General features: G+C 70.7%; 19 protein-coding genes and 1 pseudogene. 13 read left to right on the top strand and 7 right to left on the bottom strand.

Annotation, left to right across the window (positions count from 1 at the left end):
• Window positions 1–22: 22 nt before the first annotated feature.
• The 7 genes from J5Y04_RS31225 to J5Y04_RS31200 form a co-directional block, all read right to left on the bottom strand.
• Window positions 23–280: a hypothetical protein gene (locus J5Y04_RS31225; RefSeq protein ID WP_209415755.1), complete on the bottom strand. Its 258-nt coding sequence runs from the start codon at window positions 278–280 to the stop codon at window positions 23–25.
• A 109-nt stretch (window positions 281–389) separates the two neighbouring features.
• Window positions 390–518 (bottom strand): hypothetical protein, encoded by a 129-nt coding sequence (locus J5Y04_RS43015; protein ID WP_256463586.1) that lies wholly within the window; start codon window positions 516–518, stop codon window positions 390–392.
• A gap of 112 nt (window positions 519–630) precedes the next feature.
• Entirely contained in the window at window positions 631–885 is a 255-nt protein-coding gene (locus tag J5Y04_RS31220) for a hypothetical protein (RefSeq protein WP_209415754.1), read from the bottom strand.
• A gap of 241 nt (window positions 886–1,126) precedes the next feature.
• Window positions 1,127–1,282, bottom strand: a complete 156-nt coding sequence (locus J5Y04_RS31215; protein ID WP_209415753.1) for a hypothetical protein — start codon at window positions 1,280–1,282, stop codon at window positions 1,127–1,129.
• Between the two features lie 4 nt (window positions 1,283–1,286).
• Window positions 1,287–1,730 carry a hypothetical protein gene (locus J5Y04_RS31210; protein ID WP_209415752.1) on the bottom strand — a complete coding sequence of 148 codons (444 nt, stop codon included), beginning with the start codon at window positions 1,728–1,730 and terminating at the stop codon, window positions 1,287–1,289.
• 163 nt (window positions 1,731–1,893) lie between these two features.
• Window positions 1,894–2,319, bottom strand: coding sequence for a hypothetical protein (locus J5Y04_RS31205; RefSeq protein WP_209415751.1), 426 nt, complete (start codon window positions 2,317–2,319; stop codon window positions 1,894–1,896).
• Between the two features lie 120 nt (window positions 2,320–2,439).
• Window positions 2,440–3,081, bottom strand: a complete 642-nt coding sequence (locus J5Y04_RS31200; RefSeq protein WP_209415750.1) for a hypothetical protein — start codon at window positions 3,079–3,081, stop codon at window positions 2,440–2,442.
• Between the two features lie 419 nt (window positions 3,082–3,500).
• On the opposite strand from J5Y04_RS31200, the gene J5Y04_RS31195 reads away from it, so the two are divergent.
• The 13 genes and pseudogenes from J5Y04_RS31195 to J5Y04_RS31135 all read left to right on the top strand — a co-directional run.
• A complete protein-coding gene (locus J5Y04_RS31195; protein ID WP_209415749.1) occupies window positions 3,501–4,292 on the top strand; it encodes a GntR family transcriptional regulator in 792 nt (263 codons plus the stop codon).
• Between the two features lie 195 nt (window positions 4,293–4,487).
• Window positions 4,488–5,501, top strand: a complete 1,014-nt coding sequence (locus tag J5Y04_RS31190) for an AAA family ATPase (RefSeq protein WP_209415838.1) — start codon at window positions 4,488–4,490, stop codon at window positions 5,499–5,501.
• A complete protein-coding gene (locus J5Y04_RS31185) occupies window positions 5,498–6,694 on the top strand; it encodes an HAD family hydrolase (RefSeq protein ID WP_209415748.1) in 1,197 nt (398 codons plus the stop codon). Before J5Y04_RS31190 ends, J5Y04_RS31185 begins: the two co-directional genes overlap by 4 nt.
• Window positions 6,691–7,542 carry an NAD(P)-dependent oxidoreductase gene (locus J5Y04_RS31180; protein WP_209415747.1) on the top strand — a complete coding sequence of 284 codons (852 nt, stop codon included), beginning with the start codon at window positions 6,691–6,693 and terminating at the stop codon, window positions 7,540–7,542. The genes J5Y04_RS31185 and J5Y04_RS31180 overlap by 4 nt, the downstream gene beginning before the upstream one ends.
• A 17-nt stretch (window positions 7,543–7,559) precedes the next feature.
• A complete protein-coding gene (locus J5Y04_RS44045) occupies window positions 7,560–8,177 on the top strand; it encodes a GIY-YIG nuclease family protein (protein WP_209415746.1) in 618 nt (205 codons plus the stop codon).
• Between the two features lie 1,140 nt (window positions 8,178–9,317).
• Window positions 9,318–10,376, top strand: coding sequence for a helix-turn-helix domain-containing protein (locus J5Y04_RS31170; RefSeq protein ID WP_209415745.1), 1,059 nt, complete (start codon window positions 9,318–9,320; stop codon window positions 10,374–10,376).
• Window positions 10,376–11,215 (top strand): DciA family protein, encoded by an 840-nt coding sequence (locus J5Y04_RS31165; RefSeq protein WP_209415744.1) that lies wholly within the window; start codon window positions 10,376–10,378, stop codon window positions 11,213–11,215. The genes J5Y04_RS31170 and J5Y04_RS31165 overlap by 1 nt, the downstream gene beginning before the upstream one ends.
• Window positions 11,216–11,277: 62 nt before the next feature.
• Window positions 11,278–11,628: a hypothetical protein gene (locus J5Y04_RS31160; protein ID WP_245205795.1), complete on the top strand. Its 351-nt coding sequence runs from the start codon at window positions 11,278–11,280 to the stop codon at window positions 11,626–11,628.
• Window positions 11,625–11,885 (top strand): hypothetical protein, encoded by a 261-nt coding sequence (locus J5Y04_RS31155; protein WP_209415743.1) that lies wholly within the window; start codon window positions 11,625–11,627, stop codon window positions 11,883–11,885. The genes J5Y04_RS31160 and J5Y04_RS31155 overlap by 4 nt, the downstream gene beginning before the upstream one ends.
• A 530-nt stretch (window positions 11,886–12,415) precedes the next feature.
• Window positions 12,416–13,438: a DUF4190 domain-containing protein gene (locus J5Y04_RS31150; protein ID WP_209415742.1), complete on the top strand. Its 1,023-nt coding sequence runs from the start codon at window positions 12,416–12,418 to the stop codon at window positions 13,436–13,438.
• Between the two features lie 35 nt (window positions 13,439–13,473).
• Complete coding sequence (locus J5Y04_RS31145; RefSeq protein ID WP_209415741.1) at window positions 13,474–14,304, top strand: hypothetical protein; 831 nt, start codon at window positions 13,474–13,476, stop codon at window positions 14,302–14,304.
• Between the two features lie 333 nt (window positions 14,305–14,637).
• Window positions 14,638–15,663: a hypothetical protein gene (locus J5Y04_RS31140; RefSeq protein ID WP_209415740.1), complete on the top strand. Its 1,026-nt coding sequence runs from the start codon at window positions 14,638–14,640 to the stop codon at window positions 15,661–15,663.
• A gap of 142 nt (window positions 15,664–15,805) precedes the next feature.
• Window positions 15,806–16,523: pseudogene (locus J5Y04_RS31135) on the top strand (IS110 family transposase); the annotation flags it as partial.
• Window positions 16,524–16,757 lie beyond the last annotated feature (234 nt).

Raw genomic sequence — 16,757 nt, 5'->3', positions numbered from 1 at the left:
CGAACGACAGCAACCGGCGCGGTCAGATCCGGTTGGGCTGGACGTCGAAGAAGAGGGTCGAGGCGCTGGCGAGCTGCGGGGTCTGGCGGACCATCTCGCCGACCAGCCAGGTGTAGAGGTCGTGGCGGCTCATCCCGGTCGGCGAGCAGGTGCCGGAGGACGTGGAGACCATGTAACCGACGCCGTTCGGCATCGGCTTCTGGAGGGTGAGGACGTACTGGTGCGTACCCTGCTGCGGCACGCCAGCGGCGGGGGACTGGGCGGTGGCGGTCTCGGACATCTGATCTCCTGTGGTTGGAGGGACGGTGCGTCGGGCACCTTCGAACACCGCCGCGCCCCGGCCCCGAGGTACAGGGCAGGCACGGCGACGAACGACAGCAACCGAGGTGCTACTTCTTGCCGGCCTTGCCGGTCAGGTTGATCCGGACGCGGGAGGCGGGCTTGGTGTCCTTGCCGGCCTTGCCGGTGAGGTTGATCCGGACGCGGGACTGCTGCTTCGGGTCCTTCTCCTTGGCCATCACGGCCCCCTTTCTGTGAGCACGGTGCGTCGGGCACCGTCGAACACCGCCGCGCCCCGCGCCCGGTGGTCCGGGTCGGGGCGCGGCGGCGAACGACAACCGACCGATGCGGTCAGGCCAGGGCGGCCAAGCGCCGCAGCGCCTCGACCTGGTCCGGGTGCGCGGCCTCGTGCAGGACGTGCCGCTGCTCCAGGAGCGCGCCACCGGTGGCCGCCTGCTCCAGGACCGGGTCGGCCCAGCGCGCGACGTCGCGGGCGTCGAGCTCGTCCATGTAGGCGACGTACTCGGCCTGGTCGGCCACCTCGTAGTCGCAGTTCATCTGCTCCAGCCCGGCCTGCCAGGCGTCGTACTCCTCGGTCGTCCTCACGGGCGGTCCCCTCTCGTGTCGTGGCTACTGCTGCTGTCCGCCGGCCTTCTCGGCCTGCGCCTTCGCGTGCATCTCGCGGGCCCGGCGCAGCAGCTCGTCCATCTGCTGGCCGGTCCAGGCCTGGTCCTCGGGGCTGCTCACCGGCCACCGCCGGGGGTGGGGGAGGGCGGGGCCGGGGGCGTGGGCGGGACGGGGGTGCCGCCGCCGATGTAGGAGCGGCAGACGACCTGGTGAGTGAGGGTCACTTGCTGCCTCCCTGGCCGGCGGCCTGTTGCTGGCGGAGCTGTTCGGCTTGCTGGCGGGCGGCCTCGGCGGCGGCGGCCGCCGCGCGGGCGGCGGCCATGTTGGCCTCGGTCTGGGCCTGGAGGGCGGCGATTCCGGGGTCGAGGTGGGACATCGCGTCACCCGGCCAGGGGGAGCGTGCGGAGGGGGCCGTCGAAGACGAGGCTCGTGGTGGCCGGGCGGAGCGGGCGGGCCGGGGCCGGGGTGACGCGGATGGTGTCGGCGAGCGCGTCCAGGTCGACGGGGTCGGTGGTGCGACGGGCGGGGTGGGCGATGCCGGCGGGGTACTCGGTGCGCTGGGGGCGGACCCGGGCGACCATGCGGTCGAGGACGGCGAGCAGGGCGTCGAGGCCGCGCAGGCCGTCGGGCAGGCCGTGCTCGGCGACGTGCGTCCACACGTCCTGGGTGGCGTCCTCGTCGAGGTCGGCGGCCTGGGGGCTGATGGCGGCAAGGCGCTCGGTCGCGGCCGCCAGGAGCCGGCACGAGTAGCGGGCGTACAGATCGTCGATGGTGCCGCTGCTGGCCTTCGTGGTGTCGCCGGAGAGTGCCATGATGGTGTGCACGGTCGGGTCCTCTCATCGCTTGGGTGGTGCGACCGGCGACGGCCCCGGGGCGCAATCCCGGGGCCGTCATCTGCGTTCTGGCTGCTGTACGAGCAGCCACGGCCGCCGCCCACCCCGCAGGTCGGGGTCGGCGACGGCCGTGGCGGTTCGTCCTGGTGGTGGCTCAGGCGGCAGAGCTGAGCGGGCGAGGATGCTCGAATGCGACGCTGGCGGTGACGGGGCGCCGCGGGCGGGGAACCGGCCTATGGCCGAAGCCGTCCACCGAGTCGGTGGCGAGTTCGGCGACGTCGGCCGGGTCGGGGGCGGTGTCGAGCCGGCCCGCGGCGGTCACCCGCGGCCGGTCGTGAAGGCGGCCCACGAAGATCTCGGCGTTGATGTCCAGCGTGTCCAGGAGCTCGCCGAAGGAGCGGCCGGTGCAGGCAAGCTCCGCCGCGTGCAGCCACAGGTCGCCGCACAGGTCGTCGACGGTGTCGCTGGCGGTGTCCAGGCCGGTCTCGTCCAGCAGCTCCAGGACCAGGTCACGCAGGGCGGTCGAGTACCAGGTGTAGGTCTCGGCGAGCGGCGTGGCAGCGGCGGGGGTTTCGGGCATCGCGGTCTCCTCGGGGTGGTCTCGGTGCGTGGGCTGCTGTGCGGGTGCATGCGACGGCCGCCGCCCACCCCGTGGTGCTCGGGGTCGGCGGCGGCCGTGGTCGTCCGTGCTACTGGTGGATCAGGCGGAGAGCATCTCGGGCTCCGTGATCGGACCGCGCTCCTTCCGTAGCGGGCTCGCCGCGAGCACCTCGTCCGCGGTGGGCCTTTGAGCGATCGGCCGGGCCCCGGCCGGCAGGGTCAGCGGAATGATCGGGCCACGCGCGCCGTGCAGCGGGATGCGGCGCAGGGCGTCCGAGATGAACACCGGCAGCAGGACGTCGGCCCACTGGTCGGCACGCTCGGCGGCGGTCGGCGCCGGAACGGCCGGACGGGGCTGCGCGATGTGCAGGACGGCTGGAGGCTGCGGCGTCTTGACCTTCTTCAGCACCGTGGTCGGCCGACGGGCGGCGACCTGGGTGCTTCCCTCCTCAACCTGCTTCGCCCAGTGCGCAAGCGTGACGTCGACCTCGACGATCCGGCGGGCGGACGGGCAACGGGTGTCCCGCTGGCCGGCTTCCAGCTCGGCGCCGGACAGGTCGGTGGAGTAGTGGTCGCGGATGATGCGCGTCTTGTCGCCCATGATCCGCTGCCAGGTCTGGCAGTCGGGGCAGACCACGGTGTTCACCTCGTCGGGGCGCAGGTTGTAGAGGCTGGGGAGCAGGGTCGAAAGCTTGATCGAGGGGAGAGAGCTGCGGCGCTTGGTGCGGGTGCGAGCGGGCATGGGGGCCTCCTGGCAGGGAGAAGGGGAGTCCGGGGAGCGGAGGTGCTGCTCTCTCCGCCCGCCAGGACCGGCCCGTTGCCGGGGGTCCTGGCGGACAGGCAGCGCAGCACGCTGCTCAAGGTCGTTCGCTGTTGCTATGTAGGCGTCCGACGTGGGGGAGCTAGGGCTCAACCCCTTGTCACCGAAGTGACCGCCACCGCCCGAAGACGGGTAACACCGTTGTCTTGCAGGTTGACCGCAATAAGCTACGGCTCCCAAACGGAGCGTTATAGCTATCGCTATTGCCAAGTAGAGCGGACGGGCGGCATGATGTCAATACCGATAGCTATAACCAGCCGACGCCGTTGTGTCGGACCGTCAGTGCCTGATAGAGCTATCGCTAGACTTGTCCCCTCCAGTCTTAGAAAGGGGTGACCGCCGTGGCCGCCTCGTATCGCGAGATCGCCGCCGACCTGCGTCAAAAGATCGCCGAGGGCCAGTACCGGCCCGGTGACAAACTCCCGATGCTGACAGAGCTCCAGGAGCAGTACGGCGCGGGCTATCAGACAGTCCGCAGCGCCATCGCACTGCTGGAGCAGGAGGGGCTGGTCATCGCGGTTCGCCGACGCGGAACGATCGTCCGCGAGCGCCCCGAGAGGCTCCGCGTCACCCGCTCCCGCGAGGTCTTCCGCGACGAGCTCGGCTACTACTTTGATCCCACCGCCCAGCCTTGGAAGGCTCTGCAAACTCCCACAGTCCGCTGGGGTGTGGTTCCGATTGACCTGGCCGCGCCGATGGGCGTGGAGCCCGGATCCGAGGTTTTGGTACGCGACCGGGTGATGGGCGACCCGGAAACTGATGCGCCCAAGCAACTCGCGACCAGTTACCTGCCGGCGGACCTGGCACGCGGCACTCGACTCGCCGACTCCGACACCGGACCAGGTGGCATCTACGACAGGCTTGAGGAGATGGGCCACCAGCCTCTGGAGTGGAGCGAGAGCGTCTCCGCCCGCATGCCGTCGCCTGAGGAAGCTGAAGCACTGCGTCTGCCGACCGATGTTGGTGTCCCGCTCCTGCGTGTGCTGCGGATCACCACCGCGCCCAGCGGGCAGGTAGTCGAAGTCAACGACACGCGTATGAGCAGCGAACTCTTCGAGATCGGCTACACGATCAGCCGACACTCGAGTGCTCGCTTCCCGCATGAACTTGGCCCTGCCGAAGACGATCACTGATGCACACCTCCGATTCCTTCGGATCACCTAGCTGCTGCGAGGTCCATCACAGCGGCTGGCGGTCTGACGAAGAATCACAGAGGCGTCATCAGCTCCATCAACACGTTCATACACACGCATTCACATCTGCGTACACATGGGTTTCGGCTGGTCAGCCCTAGGCTGCCGGACATGGTGAGACTGGAGGGTGGGGACATGGCCAAGGGACGGGCAGGCTGGCGACCTGACCTGCTGCGCTCGCAGCGGGAAGCGCACGGACTGACGTTGGAGAGGGCGGGGGAGCGGCTGCGCCAGGTCGCCGAGGAGGCGAAGCTCCGGGGCATCCCGGCCGCCAACCCGCAGACCCTGTGGCAGCACGAGCAGGGTGAGGTCTACCCCGGTCCGCACTACCGGCGGGCCTACTGTCTTCTGTACCGGGCGACCGACCCCGAGCTCGGGTTCCGCGCCGCTCTGCCGGGCGAAGAGACCCAGTTCCGGCTTACGCCTGCAAGTGACGAGCACAACGGAACGCACGTGCTGGCTGTCGAACGGGCGATCCATCGGATCGCGCCGGGTGGAGGCGAGGCCGACCACATGGGTGTGCAGCAGCGAATCCTGGACGCCTGGAAGCGCCGACACACCGGTGGCGACCCGCACCGACCGGTCGTGGTTCTGGTCGGCGGCTACGCCGGGTCCGGTAAGACGGAGTTCGCCCGATTCCTCACCCAGCTGACCGGCTGGCCGCTGCTGGACAAGGACCCGCTGACCCGGCCGTTGGTCGAGCGGCTGCTGGTCTCGCTAGGTGGCGATCCGAACGACCGACACACCGATCTGTACCGCGAGCAGGTACGCAACCTCGAGTACGACTGCTTGATGCAGGCCGCCTGGGCCAACATCAACTGCCGAATCTCCACCGTGCTCACCGCCCCCTTCATCGCCGAGATGACCAACGCGGACTGGATGCAGCGGCTCACGAACAAGTGCGCTTCGCTCGGCGTCGACATCGCTCCCATCTGGGTCCAGTGCGACCCGGAGTCGATGCGCGAATATGTCGCCTTCCGCTCGGCCGCCCGCGACGCCTGGAAGTTGCAGCGCTGGGACGAGTACCTGCAGACGATCGATGTCGACCTGAGGCCGGCCGTGCCGCACCTGGTCGTCGACAACCGGCTCGGCGCCGCGATCAGCCTCGCCGACCAGGCCCGGCAGGCGATCCGGGAGGTCTACGCATGAGCCAGAAACCCGCCGTTCGTGGCGTGATCCTCTACGGGCCGCCGGCAGCCGGGAAGGACACCGTCACCAGTGCTCTGACCAGCCTCGACCCAACGTACTCACTGTTCTCGCGGGTGAAGGTGGGCCCCGGCCGGTCGGCCGGCTACCGGATGGGTACGCCAGAGCAGCTCCAGGAGCTGCGGGCGTCGGGCGCGGTCGTGTACGAGAACGCCCGTTACGACAGCACGTACGTGACGGACCGGCCCGGCCTTGACGCCGCAGCCGCCGCCGGGGTGCCGGTGATGCACCTGGGCCAGGTCGACGGGGTCCGGGTCGTGCTCGACAGCTACCCGGGACGCTGGCTGACCGTCCTGCTGTGGTGCCCGAGGGAGACGACCGCAGCCCGGTCGGCCCGCCGGGGCGACGTAGACACCCCGGCGCGGCTGGCCGCGTGGGACGCCACCCGGGCCGACCTCGCGGCCAACTCGGGCTTCGCGTTCGACCTGACCATCCGAACGGACGAGGTCGTGCCCGAGGCAGCGGCCGCGCAGATCCGCCGAGCGCTGTCCAGCGAGCTGGTGCTGGTGGACTTCGACGACACACTGATCGACCGGCTCGCCTCGGTGACGGCCTGGGTGGCCAGGTACTGCGCGGGGCACGGCCTGGGTCGGGAGGTCGAGCAGCGGATGCTCGAGGCCATGCGGATCCGGGCGGACCTGGACGTGATCGAGCGTCTGTGCGCCGAGCTCGGCCTCCCGGAGTCGGCCAGCGAACTCTGGTCGCGGTACGAGACGGAACTCGTCATGTCGGTGAAGCCGTTCCCCGGCGTGATCGAGGCCCTTGCCGCCGTCCGGGAGGCCGGCCACCAGGTCGTCGTCGTCACCAACGGCGGCGCCCAGATCCAGCGCGCCAAGTTGAAGGCCTCCGGCATCGCCGATGTGGTTGACGCTGTTTGCATCTCCGGAGCAATCGGCATCCGGAAACCGGAGCGCCAAATCTTCGAGGCCGCGGCCGCCAGCGTCGGCCGGGACCTCGCGCAGGGCGGGTGGATGATCGGCGACAACGCCGACCTCGACGTAGCTGGCGGCCGGGAGGCCGGGCTGCGCACCGTTTGGATCTCGCACGGCCAGAGCTGGTTGGGTGGCGCCGAGCCGGACATCGTCGCGCGGACCGCTGTTGAGGCCTTCGTCCACGTTGTGGAGGGTGCGCGATGACGGCGGCTCAGCCTGTGCTCGCGGTGCTGCATCCGGGCAGCATGGGCGCGGCCGTCGCTGCTTGCGCGGCGTCGACCGGAGTCCAGGTCTTGTGGTGTCCGGCCGGGCGCAGCGCCGCGACCGTACGGCGCGCCGAAGAAGCCGGGCTGGAGCCGGTGGTCGAGTTGCGGGAGCTACTCGAGCGGGCCGAGGTCGTACTAAGTCTGTGCCCGCCGGCCGTTGCTGAGGATATGGCCCGGGAAGTCGCCGGGCGCGGGTTCGCCGGGGTCTACGTTGAGGGCAACGCGATCAGTCCGGAGCGAGCGCGACGGATCTCCGACCTGGTGGGCCGTAGCGCCCTCTCCGTAGTCGACGGCTCAGTGATCGGCTCCCCACCGGTCGGTGGCAAAAGCACGCGGTTCTTCCTCTCCGGCCCGTCCAGCGCCACCGCGTTGGTAACGGCGCTGTTCGCCGGTACCGCGGTGTCGACGCCGGTTCTGGGCGAGGAAATCGGCCAGGCCTCCGCGCTGAAGCTGTCCTACACGGCTTACCAGAAGGCCAGCCGCGTGTTGGCCGCGCTCTCGTACGGCCTGGCGCGTCATCACGGTGTCGACCAGGCGCTGTTGGACGTCGCCAGAAAGCGCTCGGGCAGCTACCTGGTCGAGGTCGACTACATCGCCAAGACCGCAGCGAGGGCGTGGCGGTGGGCACCGGAGATGGAGGAGGCCGCCGAAACGCTGCGTGCGGCGGGTCTGCCGGACGAGGTGCTTCGCGCGGTGGCGCACACGCTCCTAGGCTGGACGGATGCGAAGGACGATGAAGGGCTCACCGTAGAGAGCGCCCTGGAACTGCTTCAGGAGTCCAGGTGAGCCGACACCGTGCTGACATGAGTGAACCCTCGGCAGAGGTGCACAGCTGGGTCTACGTGATCGCAAGCGGAGTCGGTGGTCCCGTGAAGATCGGCTGTACCTCGGATATGAAACGGCGGCTGTCTGCACTCCAGTGCGGTTCCCCTGTCAGGCTCACGGTCCTGGCGACCTTTCCTGGCCCTCTGGATCTCGAACGGGCCCTACACCGTTTGTTGAGCGAGTACCGGGTGGCCGGCGAGTGGTTCGATCTACCTGGTGGCGACCCCGTACGCGTCGTTGCCGACGTCATCAAGCAGATCGAGACAGGTAGCCTGCCAGCCCAGCGCAATGCTCGCGTCGCCAGGGTGTTCACAGCATCGATCTGCTCGTGTGGTCATCGTGCTGGTAGCCACGGGTACCACAGCCTGTCAGTCGGCGGGCAACTGATGACCTGCGGCACCGATCATCCCTACTCCACGACCAACGCAGCCTGGCCATGTCGATGCCTCGGGTACGACGGAGCAGGAGGTGAAAGTGCCGTGCCCAAGCGAGAGTCCTACGACCTGCCTCCATCCCGCTACTCAGTTTCGGACAAGCTCGCTGACGGGAGCTGGGGGCCAGATCGGCCCCTCTACGAAGACCCCGCGGGGCTCTGATGATCCATCCACTGGCAGGCCTGCCAGCTCGTCAGTTGACCGCCACCTCAGATCGACACGGCCGCTCGACGGCTGCGTGTGGGGCGCTCCGTAGGGGTAGGCTGGCTCCGCATTTGATCGGCACAAAAGAATTCGCCGTCCGGACCTTGGACAAGTCCGGACGGCGCGAATGGAACGGCGCCCCCTGGCAGGGGCCCTTTCCGTGGTCAGACCTGAATCGTAGGAAGGTCGACGTGATGCAGCGTACCCGTACGCGCTCTCTGGCACACACATGGCACCCCGCCGTGGACGCGATCGCTGGTTGGTCGCTCCGGCGGGGTGCCGTTGTGTCTGTGTGTGGATACACCTCGCCCCCGAAGGGGGTTGTTGAGATGACGTAGCCGTCGAAGGCGGCTCCTGGCCCGTACCACCGGGTCTCCACCGCCTGGCCGCTGCTGGTGTACCACCACCAGCACGTGCGGCCCTCACATCACCGCCACCGAGCTACCAACTCGGGAGCGAAGGCCCGACTCCGGCTACCAACCGGGTGATCAGGCGAATTTTCAGGTTCTAGCCAGAACCAGCACCCACGAGGGGCGCCTTTTGCGTGCCCACCTACTGCTAGGAGGCCCTGCCATTTTGCAGCAGCTCCACGCGGGCTGCCAGTGTCATCGTTCTCGTGGCGTCGTCGTCGACGCTGCGGGTTTCGGTGATGCTGGCGCCGCTCTCGACCGTCCCGTTGGGACGATTCCCGCTTCCTGCCTGGTCTGTGGGGACAGCTCGGTGCTGGCGCAGGCAGCCGCACCGCCGTCTCACCTCCCCAGGGACGTGACGCATCTCACTCTCCTGGGTGAGCCTGGCGGGCTCGCCATTGACGCTCTCGCGGGTGAAACTGCCGCTGCGCCGACGATCCCCGGCCAACGGTCCGCTGGTTGGTGTTCCAAGATCCCCAGCGGCCTGTCCGCGCGGATGCGGGCGCTGGTGGTTGAGGGCGCGGGAATGGATCGGTATCGGGAGGGTGGGTCGGACGGCGGTTCTGGGGCTGGCCGGGACACGCACCGGGTCACCAGTGCGATCGCGTTCGGGTTCGCCCGGGCCGGAGCAGACCGGCTGGCGCTGCGGGACGTTCTGCTGGCCTCGCCGGCGCCTGGTGGTGCGCTGTTGCGGGATCTGTCCCGGGCGAAGGGTTACGACCACGCCGCGAAGTACTTGGACGGTCTGTGGCGGCGTGCGGTGCGTGTGACGGGTGAGTCCGCGCCGATCCGGGAGCGGCGGGACGCGCTGGCGGCCCTGGCAGAGCTGCGTATTGCTGTTGAGGTGTTCCCCTGGGACAGGCAGGCCGGGCAGACGGATCGGGCGAACCTGCTGCACCGGCTGGAGCTGTGTGAGCGGGCCGGGGGAGCGGACCACGAGGTGTCGCAGCGTCAGCTGGCGTTGGGCATCGGGGTGGGGGAGTCGACGGTGAAGCGCTCGGATGCCCGTCTGGTGGCTGCTGGGTGGCTGTGGCGGGCGGAGCAGGGCGGGTCTGGGAAGTCCTCGAAGTGGGTGCTGGGCAAGCCGAGCACGGGGGCGGCTGACGAGGTGTCGCCGGTTGACCCCAACCGCCAGGTGGGGCACGAGGCCCCCGGGTACATGGATGGGGTCAACCGGCGACACGTCCCCGCCACGACGTCCGCTGCCCGCTCAGTCGAGCCCGCTGAGCTGGACTTCCGCCTGCTCTCAGACCTGATGGCCCGGGATGCGTTCCGTGCCCGGGGGCTGGGCAAGACGGCCGCCGAGGTGGTGGCGGCTCTGGCCCACCGGGATGGGCAGACCGCGGTGGAGCTGGCGGCCAGCACCCGGCGGCACCGCGCCACCGTGCACGCCCGCCTGGCTCTGCTGATGGAGCACGGCCTGGTCGTGAAGGTCGGTGAGTTGTACTACCTGGCCGACGGGCTCCTGGACACCCCGGCCAAGCGCCCGCAGGGCAGCCGCCTGCCGTCCTGGCAGCCCGTGGACCGGTGGGACGAGGTGGCCGCTGGCCTGGGTGTTTTCGGGACGGGCTACCGGCAGTGGTGCCTGTACGCCTTCGACCGGATCGCGGCGGACGAGGTGTACCGCCGGGTGCGCGAGCACGCCCGCCCGGCCCGGCCCACCACTGAGCTCACCGACCAGGACTGGGCGTTCCTGAACTCCTGGAGCACCGACTTCGAGGGCACGGACCGGGTGGTGAGCGCCTGATGAGTCAGCCCGCCACCACCGGAGCCGACCTGGCCCGCACCGCCCTGAGAGCCGCCCGCAAAGCCGCCGCCAGCCGCGGCGACACCCCGGCGAAGCGCCCCGTCGTCGGTCTTCGCCGCGCCGACCGACACGGCCGCGAGGCCCGGGAGCCGCAGCCGGTCGCGGACGTGTTCCTCGCCCTGGTCGCCGCCCACGGCTGGACCCTCGGCACCGCTGGCGGGGGCCTGCGCGACCGCTGGCCCTCGATCGTCGGCCCCGACGCCGCCGCCCACTGGCACCTCGCCGGCTACGACCCGCACACCCGCCGCCTGCGCGTGGTCGCCGACTCTCCCGCCTGGGCCGCCCAGCTACGCCTCCACCACCGCCGCATCCTCACCGTCCTCGAGCAGCTGCGCCCCGGCACGGTCCGGGCCATCGAGGTCCGCGTCGGCCCGGCCCCCGTGGTGCAACACGACCAGGACCCCGACGACCGGCCCGCCCGCCGCGACGACCGGCCCACCATGCGACCGGCCCGGCCCCCGCTTGCCGACCACCACGCCTACCAGGAGCTGCGCCGCCGGATGCGTGAGGACGCCGCCGCCCGCCAGGCCGCGCTCGACGAGGCCGCCGCCGAGCGGGAGGCCATCCTGCGTCAGCACTACAACCGGCTGCGTGAGCCCGAGGAAGCCCACCGGCCCGCGATCGAGCACACCCCGGTCACCGACACCAACGAGCACGCCCGCCAGCAGCGCGAGCGCCACCGCGCCGCTCTCGCTGTCGCCCGCGCCACCCAGGCTGGGGCGATCCCGCTGCGCACCGCCTGCCAGCCGAAGCCGGCTCCCGCCCGCGGTGCCGCGTGAGGCAACCGACCGTACGTCCCGGAGCGAGTAGCCTCGCAGCAGACGAGAGATGGAGTGTCGCCATGAGTCAGCCCGTGCACGACGGAGTCGAGCTGATCCCCCGGCCCGAGCGGAGTCCGGCCGCGCTGAAGGCTGCCCTGGCCGTCGTCGCTGCGGACCGCCTTCCCGAGATGATCGACGGGCAGACGAGGGCCATGGCCGAGGCCATCGCCACGGGCAGCGTCCAGCCGATTCGCTCGTTCGTCGCGCACTGGGCCGCTGTCGTGGAGATCGAGCGACACCCGGCCACCGCGCAGGCCTACCACCGGGCGAACTACCTCGCGAACCACGCCGGCACGGTCCAGGAGTGCCGGGAGCACGCCACCACCGTCGCCGAGCTCTACCGTGCCGCCTACGCGGCGGTGAACGCGTGACCTGGAGCTGGGAGTACCTCCCGAGCGAGCAGCACGTCACCGCCGGATGCCCGGCCGGCTTCCTCGCTGCCGTCGAGCAGCGGGCCGCGGAACTCGTTCGCGCTTCCGAGGCGCTCTACCTGGACGGCACCTCCTACCAGGGCAGCGGCGAGCCGATGCGCTACCTCGACGTGGCCGGCGGTCTGCTCGCCTACTACGTCGTCCCGCGCCTGGAACTCGTGGTCGTCTGCCAGGTCACGCCACCGCCAACACCCTGACGCCCGGGTGCGGAGAGGACGTGAGGGCCTGATCCGTGGCAGGACCTATCAGCGGCTGACCCCCGCGCGGGCGGGGGTCAGCCGGTCGACCGGGACATCGACAAGATGACGGTGGACGGCCTTTCCGGTGAGACGTTCGGGCTGTGGCTGGCAGTCGCCGGGACGGCGCTGCAGACGGCGGACGGCTTTGCCGAATCTGACGTGCCATCAGCCGGACAGAAGGCGGCGACGGGGCTTCAGGGGGCGCCCCGTCCACCGTCGAGGACGATCCGGGAGCGTGGTGTCCACGGGGCTGGGGACTCGGCGGCGGAACGGTACGGGAAACGACATTCTGCGGTTCGTCGGTCGGGTTGTATGTTGATCACCTGCCGGCCCTGCCGGTGTCCCGTCCCAGGGGGGGTGACGTGCGGGGTCCGGCCCGGCCGGTGACCGCCGCGCGGACATCGGGACGCCGCAGCCGGGGCCAGAACATATTTCGGCGTCGCGGCCGAACAGCCGCACGCCGCTTCCACGGGCCCGAAGGATTCCGCATGACCGTTCCCGCCCCGCCCGACCACCCGCAGCCCGCCCCGGAACAGGCCGATGCCGACCCGTGGGCACCGCCGGGCCAGGGCCGGGTCGAGGGCCAGGACGCCGCCCCGGCCCCGGCGTCTGCCCCAGCCGCCGCTGCCCAGGGTGCGGCCCCGGGGGTGCCGTACTGGCCGCCGTATCCGGTGCCAGCGCCGCGGCCCCGCAACGGCCTGGGCACCGCGGCCATGGTGCTCGGAATCGTCGGTACCGTCCTCGGCCTGCTCGTCGTCCTGTTCTGGCTGTCCTGGCTGCCGGCCCTGCTGGCCGTGATCTTCGGTGCCATCGGGCTGGGCCACGTACGCAAGGGCCTGGCGACCAACCGGGCGATGGCGCTCGCGGGTGTGATTCTGGGCGTCACCGGCCTGCTGGTCTCGGTCGGCGGCGGGGTGTTCGTCGTGGCGCAGGTGCAGGCGGTCAAGGAGGAGCGGCGGGCGGCCGACAAGGAGCGGCGGGCGCGGGAGGCCGCCGAGCACGACCGCATCGAGTCCGCGCTCGAGGCTGCCAGGGAGCGGGCGGCGAAGGAGAGGGAGCGGATCGAGGCCGAGCGGGAAAAGGCCGCGGCGGACGAGAAGGCCCGGAACCTGACGTTCGGCCAGTCCTACACCTACGGGGACGGGCTGAAGGTCACGATGGCCGCGCCGGTGCCCTACGTCCCTGGCCGGACCACGTCCGAAGTCCCCAAGGACGCCACGGTCATCCAGGTGAGGATCACCGTCGTCAACACCGGTTCGGCGGAGGTCTCGCTCTACGGGTCGGGGCTGCCCACCGTCAGGGACGCCAAGGGAAACCTCGTCTTCACGCTGATCGACGGAAGCGGGCGGATGAAGCTCCTCCCCACCTCCCTCGCCCCCGGCACGGAGACCACCGAGCTGACCGCGTACGCCGTGCCGACCAGCGCGGGCGACCGGTTCTCCGTCCAGTTCACCTACGGATCCGGGCAGGAGCGCAAGGCCGTCACCTGGTCCGGCCCAGCCGGCAGCTGACCAGGGGTGGCCCCCACCTGCAGAGACGGCCGGCGGTGGTCATCGTCACCGGCACCGTCAAAGAGATCCGTTTCCTCAGCCGGCTCGACCCGCCGACCCGCGCCCAGGTCGACCAGGCCCTCCAGAACATCAACCAGTGGTTCGCCACCCAGGCGCAGGCCCGCCGGGACCTGTTCACCCGCCTCGGTCACGCCGTCCGGGAACAGGACAGCGACCGGGTGCACCAACTGCTGCTCCTCGCCAACCTTGAGGGCCGGCGCACCATGATGACGGCTGAGATGTGCGGGCTGGTGGACAGGCTTACCCGGGAGGCGGCCACCGCCGACTCCGAGCACACTTGGGACGACCTGGCTGCCCTGGCTGGCGTCACCGACGAGCGGCTGGAGGATCTGGCCAAGGAGCTCGCCGCCGTCGGTGCGGTCGACTTGCTCGTCCACGGCGCGAGCAAGCGGCGCACCGTAACCCCGCACCGCTTCCGCCAAGACCGGCGACGGCAGGCCTGTACCCGCTGCGCCGCATGCGGCACCTGCGCCTGCTCCACCCATCCCGAGGGCGAGTGCAGCCGCTGCCGACACCGTGCTCACGAGCTGCGCACCGCCGAAGAGGACATCGCCCGTTGGCGCGCCGAACTGGACGCCGGCGCCATCTACGTCATCCCCACCAGCGGCACTCGCCTGCACCGCTGGGACTGCCCCACCCTCCAGGGCCCCGAAGCCCGCCTCGCCACCCTCCAGAAACAGCTGGCCACCGACCCTGACACGGCCAGCTGGGAACGGCTACCGAAACTGCTGGCTACAGAGCAACTGCGCGCCCGCGGCTCCGGACGCCGCCGCTGCGCCACCTACGGCCCGGACCCGGTCGTCTGATCCATCCACCCCGCCCCGCCTCTACCTCGGGCACCTGAAGCGCGATTCCACGGCACCGTCGCCCCCAGCGGCAGCGGCTACCCGCTGTTCACCCCGACACCGGGCCAGCAGACCGGCGACCTCCTGGCCACCACCCCCGCTGATCCCTACACCTCCGTCACCTACTACACCGCCAACGGCACCGCCCAGAGCACCACCTGCCCCACCGGCTGCCTGCTGCTCTACCCCGGCACACCCACCGGGCTCGGTCTGCCCCGACTCGCGTCCATCGGCGACCTGCACACCGTCACCGCCCTCGACGGCGGGCAGAGCCTCAAACTGCCCGTCACCGCGATGACTCGCGCCGCCAACGGCACCCTCGTCGCCGCCAAGACCCTGGCCGACGGAAGCCTGTGGGCCACCAACCAGACCGGCACCAACTCCTCGTTCCGGTCCTGGTACCCGCTCAGCCCCGCGGCCCGGCACACCGGCGACCCCGCCCTGGCTCTCTCATCGGCCGCCGGCGGCACCGTCCACGTCTTCGCCCGCACCCGTGCCGGTGAGATCACCGACTACGCCCAGGCCGACCCGAGCTCCTCGTTCAGCCCGCCGGTCCCGGTCGGCTCCGCGCCGCCGCTGTTCGCCGCCGACCCGGCCGTGACGCTCGCCGCCAACGGCACCATGATCGTCACCGCTCTCGACGGCGCCGGCGACCTGTGGGCGACCAACCAGTCCAGCCCCGGCTCGGCGTTCGGCTCCTGGTACAAGGTCAGCCTCTCCGGCGGCCTGACCGGGCGCACCGCCGAGGTCCTCTCGCCTGCCGCCGGCGGCACCGTCCACGTCTTCTCCCGCACCACCGACGGCCACATTGCCTACTTCGGGCAGGGGACCTCCACCTCCGGCTTCAGTGCCGGCTCCTACCTCGGAAGCAGTTCCCCAGTCTTCGCCGGCGACCCGAGCGCCACCATCTCCGCCAGCGGCGGCATGATCGTCGCGGCCATCGATGTCAACGGCGACGTCTGGGCCATCGACCAGCCACAGGCCGGCGCGGACTTCCGCTCCTGGTACAGGATCAGCCTCAACGGCGGCACCGACGGGGCCACCAGCATCGTCCTGTCCCCCGGCGCGGGCGGCACCGTCAACCTCGTCGCCCGCACCACCAACGGCCACATCGCCGTCTTCGGCCAGGCCAACCCCTCCACCGGCTTCAGCACCGGCAGCTACCTCGGAGACCCGAACATGATCTCCGCCAGCGACCCCCGCGTCACCCTGGCCGCCAACGGATCCATGATCGTCTCAACCGCGGACGCCACCGGCACCACCTGGGCCATCGATCAGCCCGAACCCGGCGCAGCCTTCCGCGCCTGGTACCAGGTCTGACCGCTGGGGGCGCCTCTCCAATGGGGCGCTCCCAGCCATCCCGCCGAAAACTCCGAACCACTTGGGCGACACAGGACGGGAAATTGGTGCGTCCAAAGAACAACGGTGTAGCTCGGTTGGCCAGCGACAGCACAGCTCGTCACTGCCCGTACCGACCATTGACCGCCCCCACGGACTGGACGTCGGCAAGGGCGAACACCACGCCACCGCCGTCACCCCGGCCGGGAAGAAGGCGTTCGACAAGCGGCTGCCCAACAGCGAGCCCAGGCTCCTCGGCAAGCTCCAGGCCAAACGTGCTGGTGGTCGTGGACCAGCCGACCTCGATCGGAGCCCTGCCGCTCGTGGTCGCCCGTGACATGGGCTGCCCGGTCGCCTCCCTACCGGGCCTGACGATGCGGCGGATCGCCGACCTCTACCCGGGCGAGGCCAAGACCGACGCGAGAGACGCGTTCGTCATCGCGGACGCCGTCCGCGTCATGCCCCACACACTCCGTTCCATCGAACTCGAAGATGAGACCGTCGCCGAGCTGGAGATGATCGTCGGGTTCGACCACGACTTGGCCAGCGAAGCCACCCGCGTCTCCAACCGGCTGCGGGGCCTGCTGACCCAGATCCACCTGCACCTGGAGCGAGTCCTCGGCCCGCGCGTCCAGCACCCGGCCGCCCTGGCACTGCTGGAGCGGTTCGGGTCCCCGGCCCAGATCCGCAAGGCCGGACACCGCAGGCTGGTTGCGTTGATACCGCCGCAGGCCCCGCGCATGGCCGAGCGGCTCATCGATGACCTCTTCACCGCGCTTGACGAGCAGACCGTCGTCCCGGGCACGGACGCCGCCGCACTGATCGTCCCGAGCCTGGCCCGGATGCGCCGCGGCCCGCTCCGACCGAGGGTGGGGTGATGAGTCTGATCGTGCTTCTGGAGCCCGAGCTTCAACGGGTGGACCGCCTCGGCAGTGACGGCGAGGCGTACGTCGAGGGCGTGCGTGCCGTGCACGCGGCCGAGGCCGACCCGTCCGTGCCTGGCGGCCCTGGCGGCCACACTCTGTGCGGTGCGGACACTCGGCGGATGCAGACCGTGGACTACCGGCCGTCCACCC

Source organism: Kitasatospora sp. RG8, assembly GCF_017813315.1.
Classification (GTDB): Bacteria; Actinomycetota; Actinomycetes; order Streptomycetales; family Streptomycetaceae; genus Kitasatospora.
The sequence above is the reverse complement of the archived record's forward strand: the minus strand, read 5'-3'. Positions and strand labels throughout refer to the sequence as shown.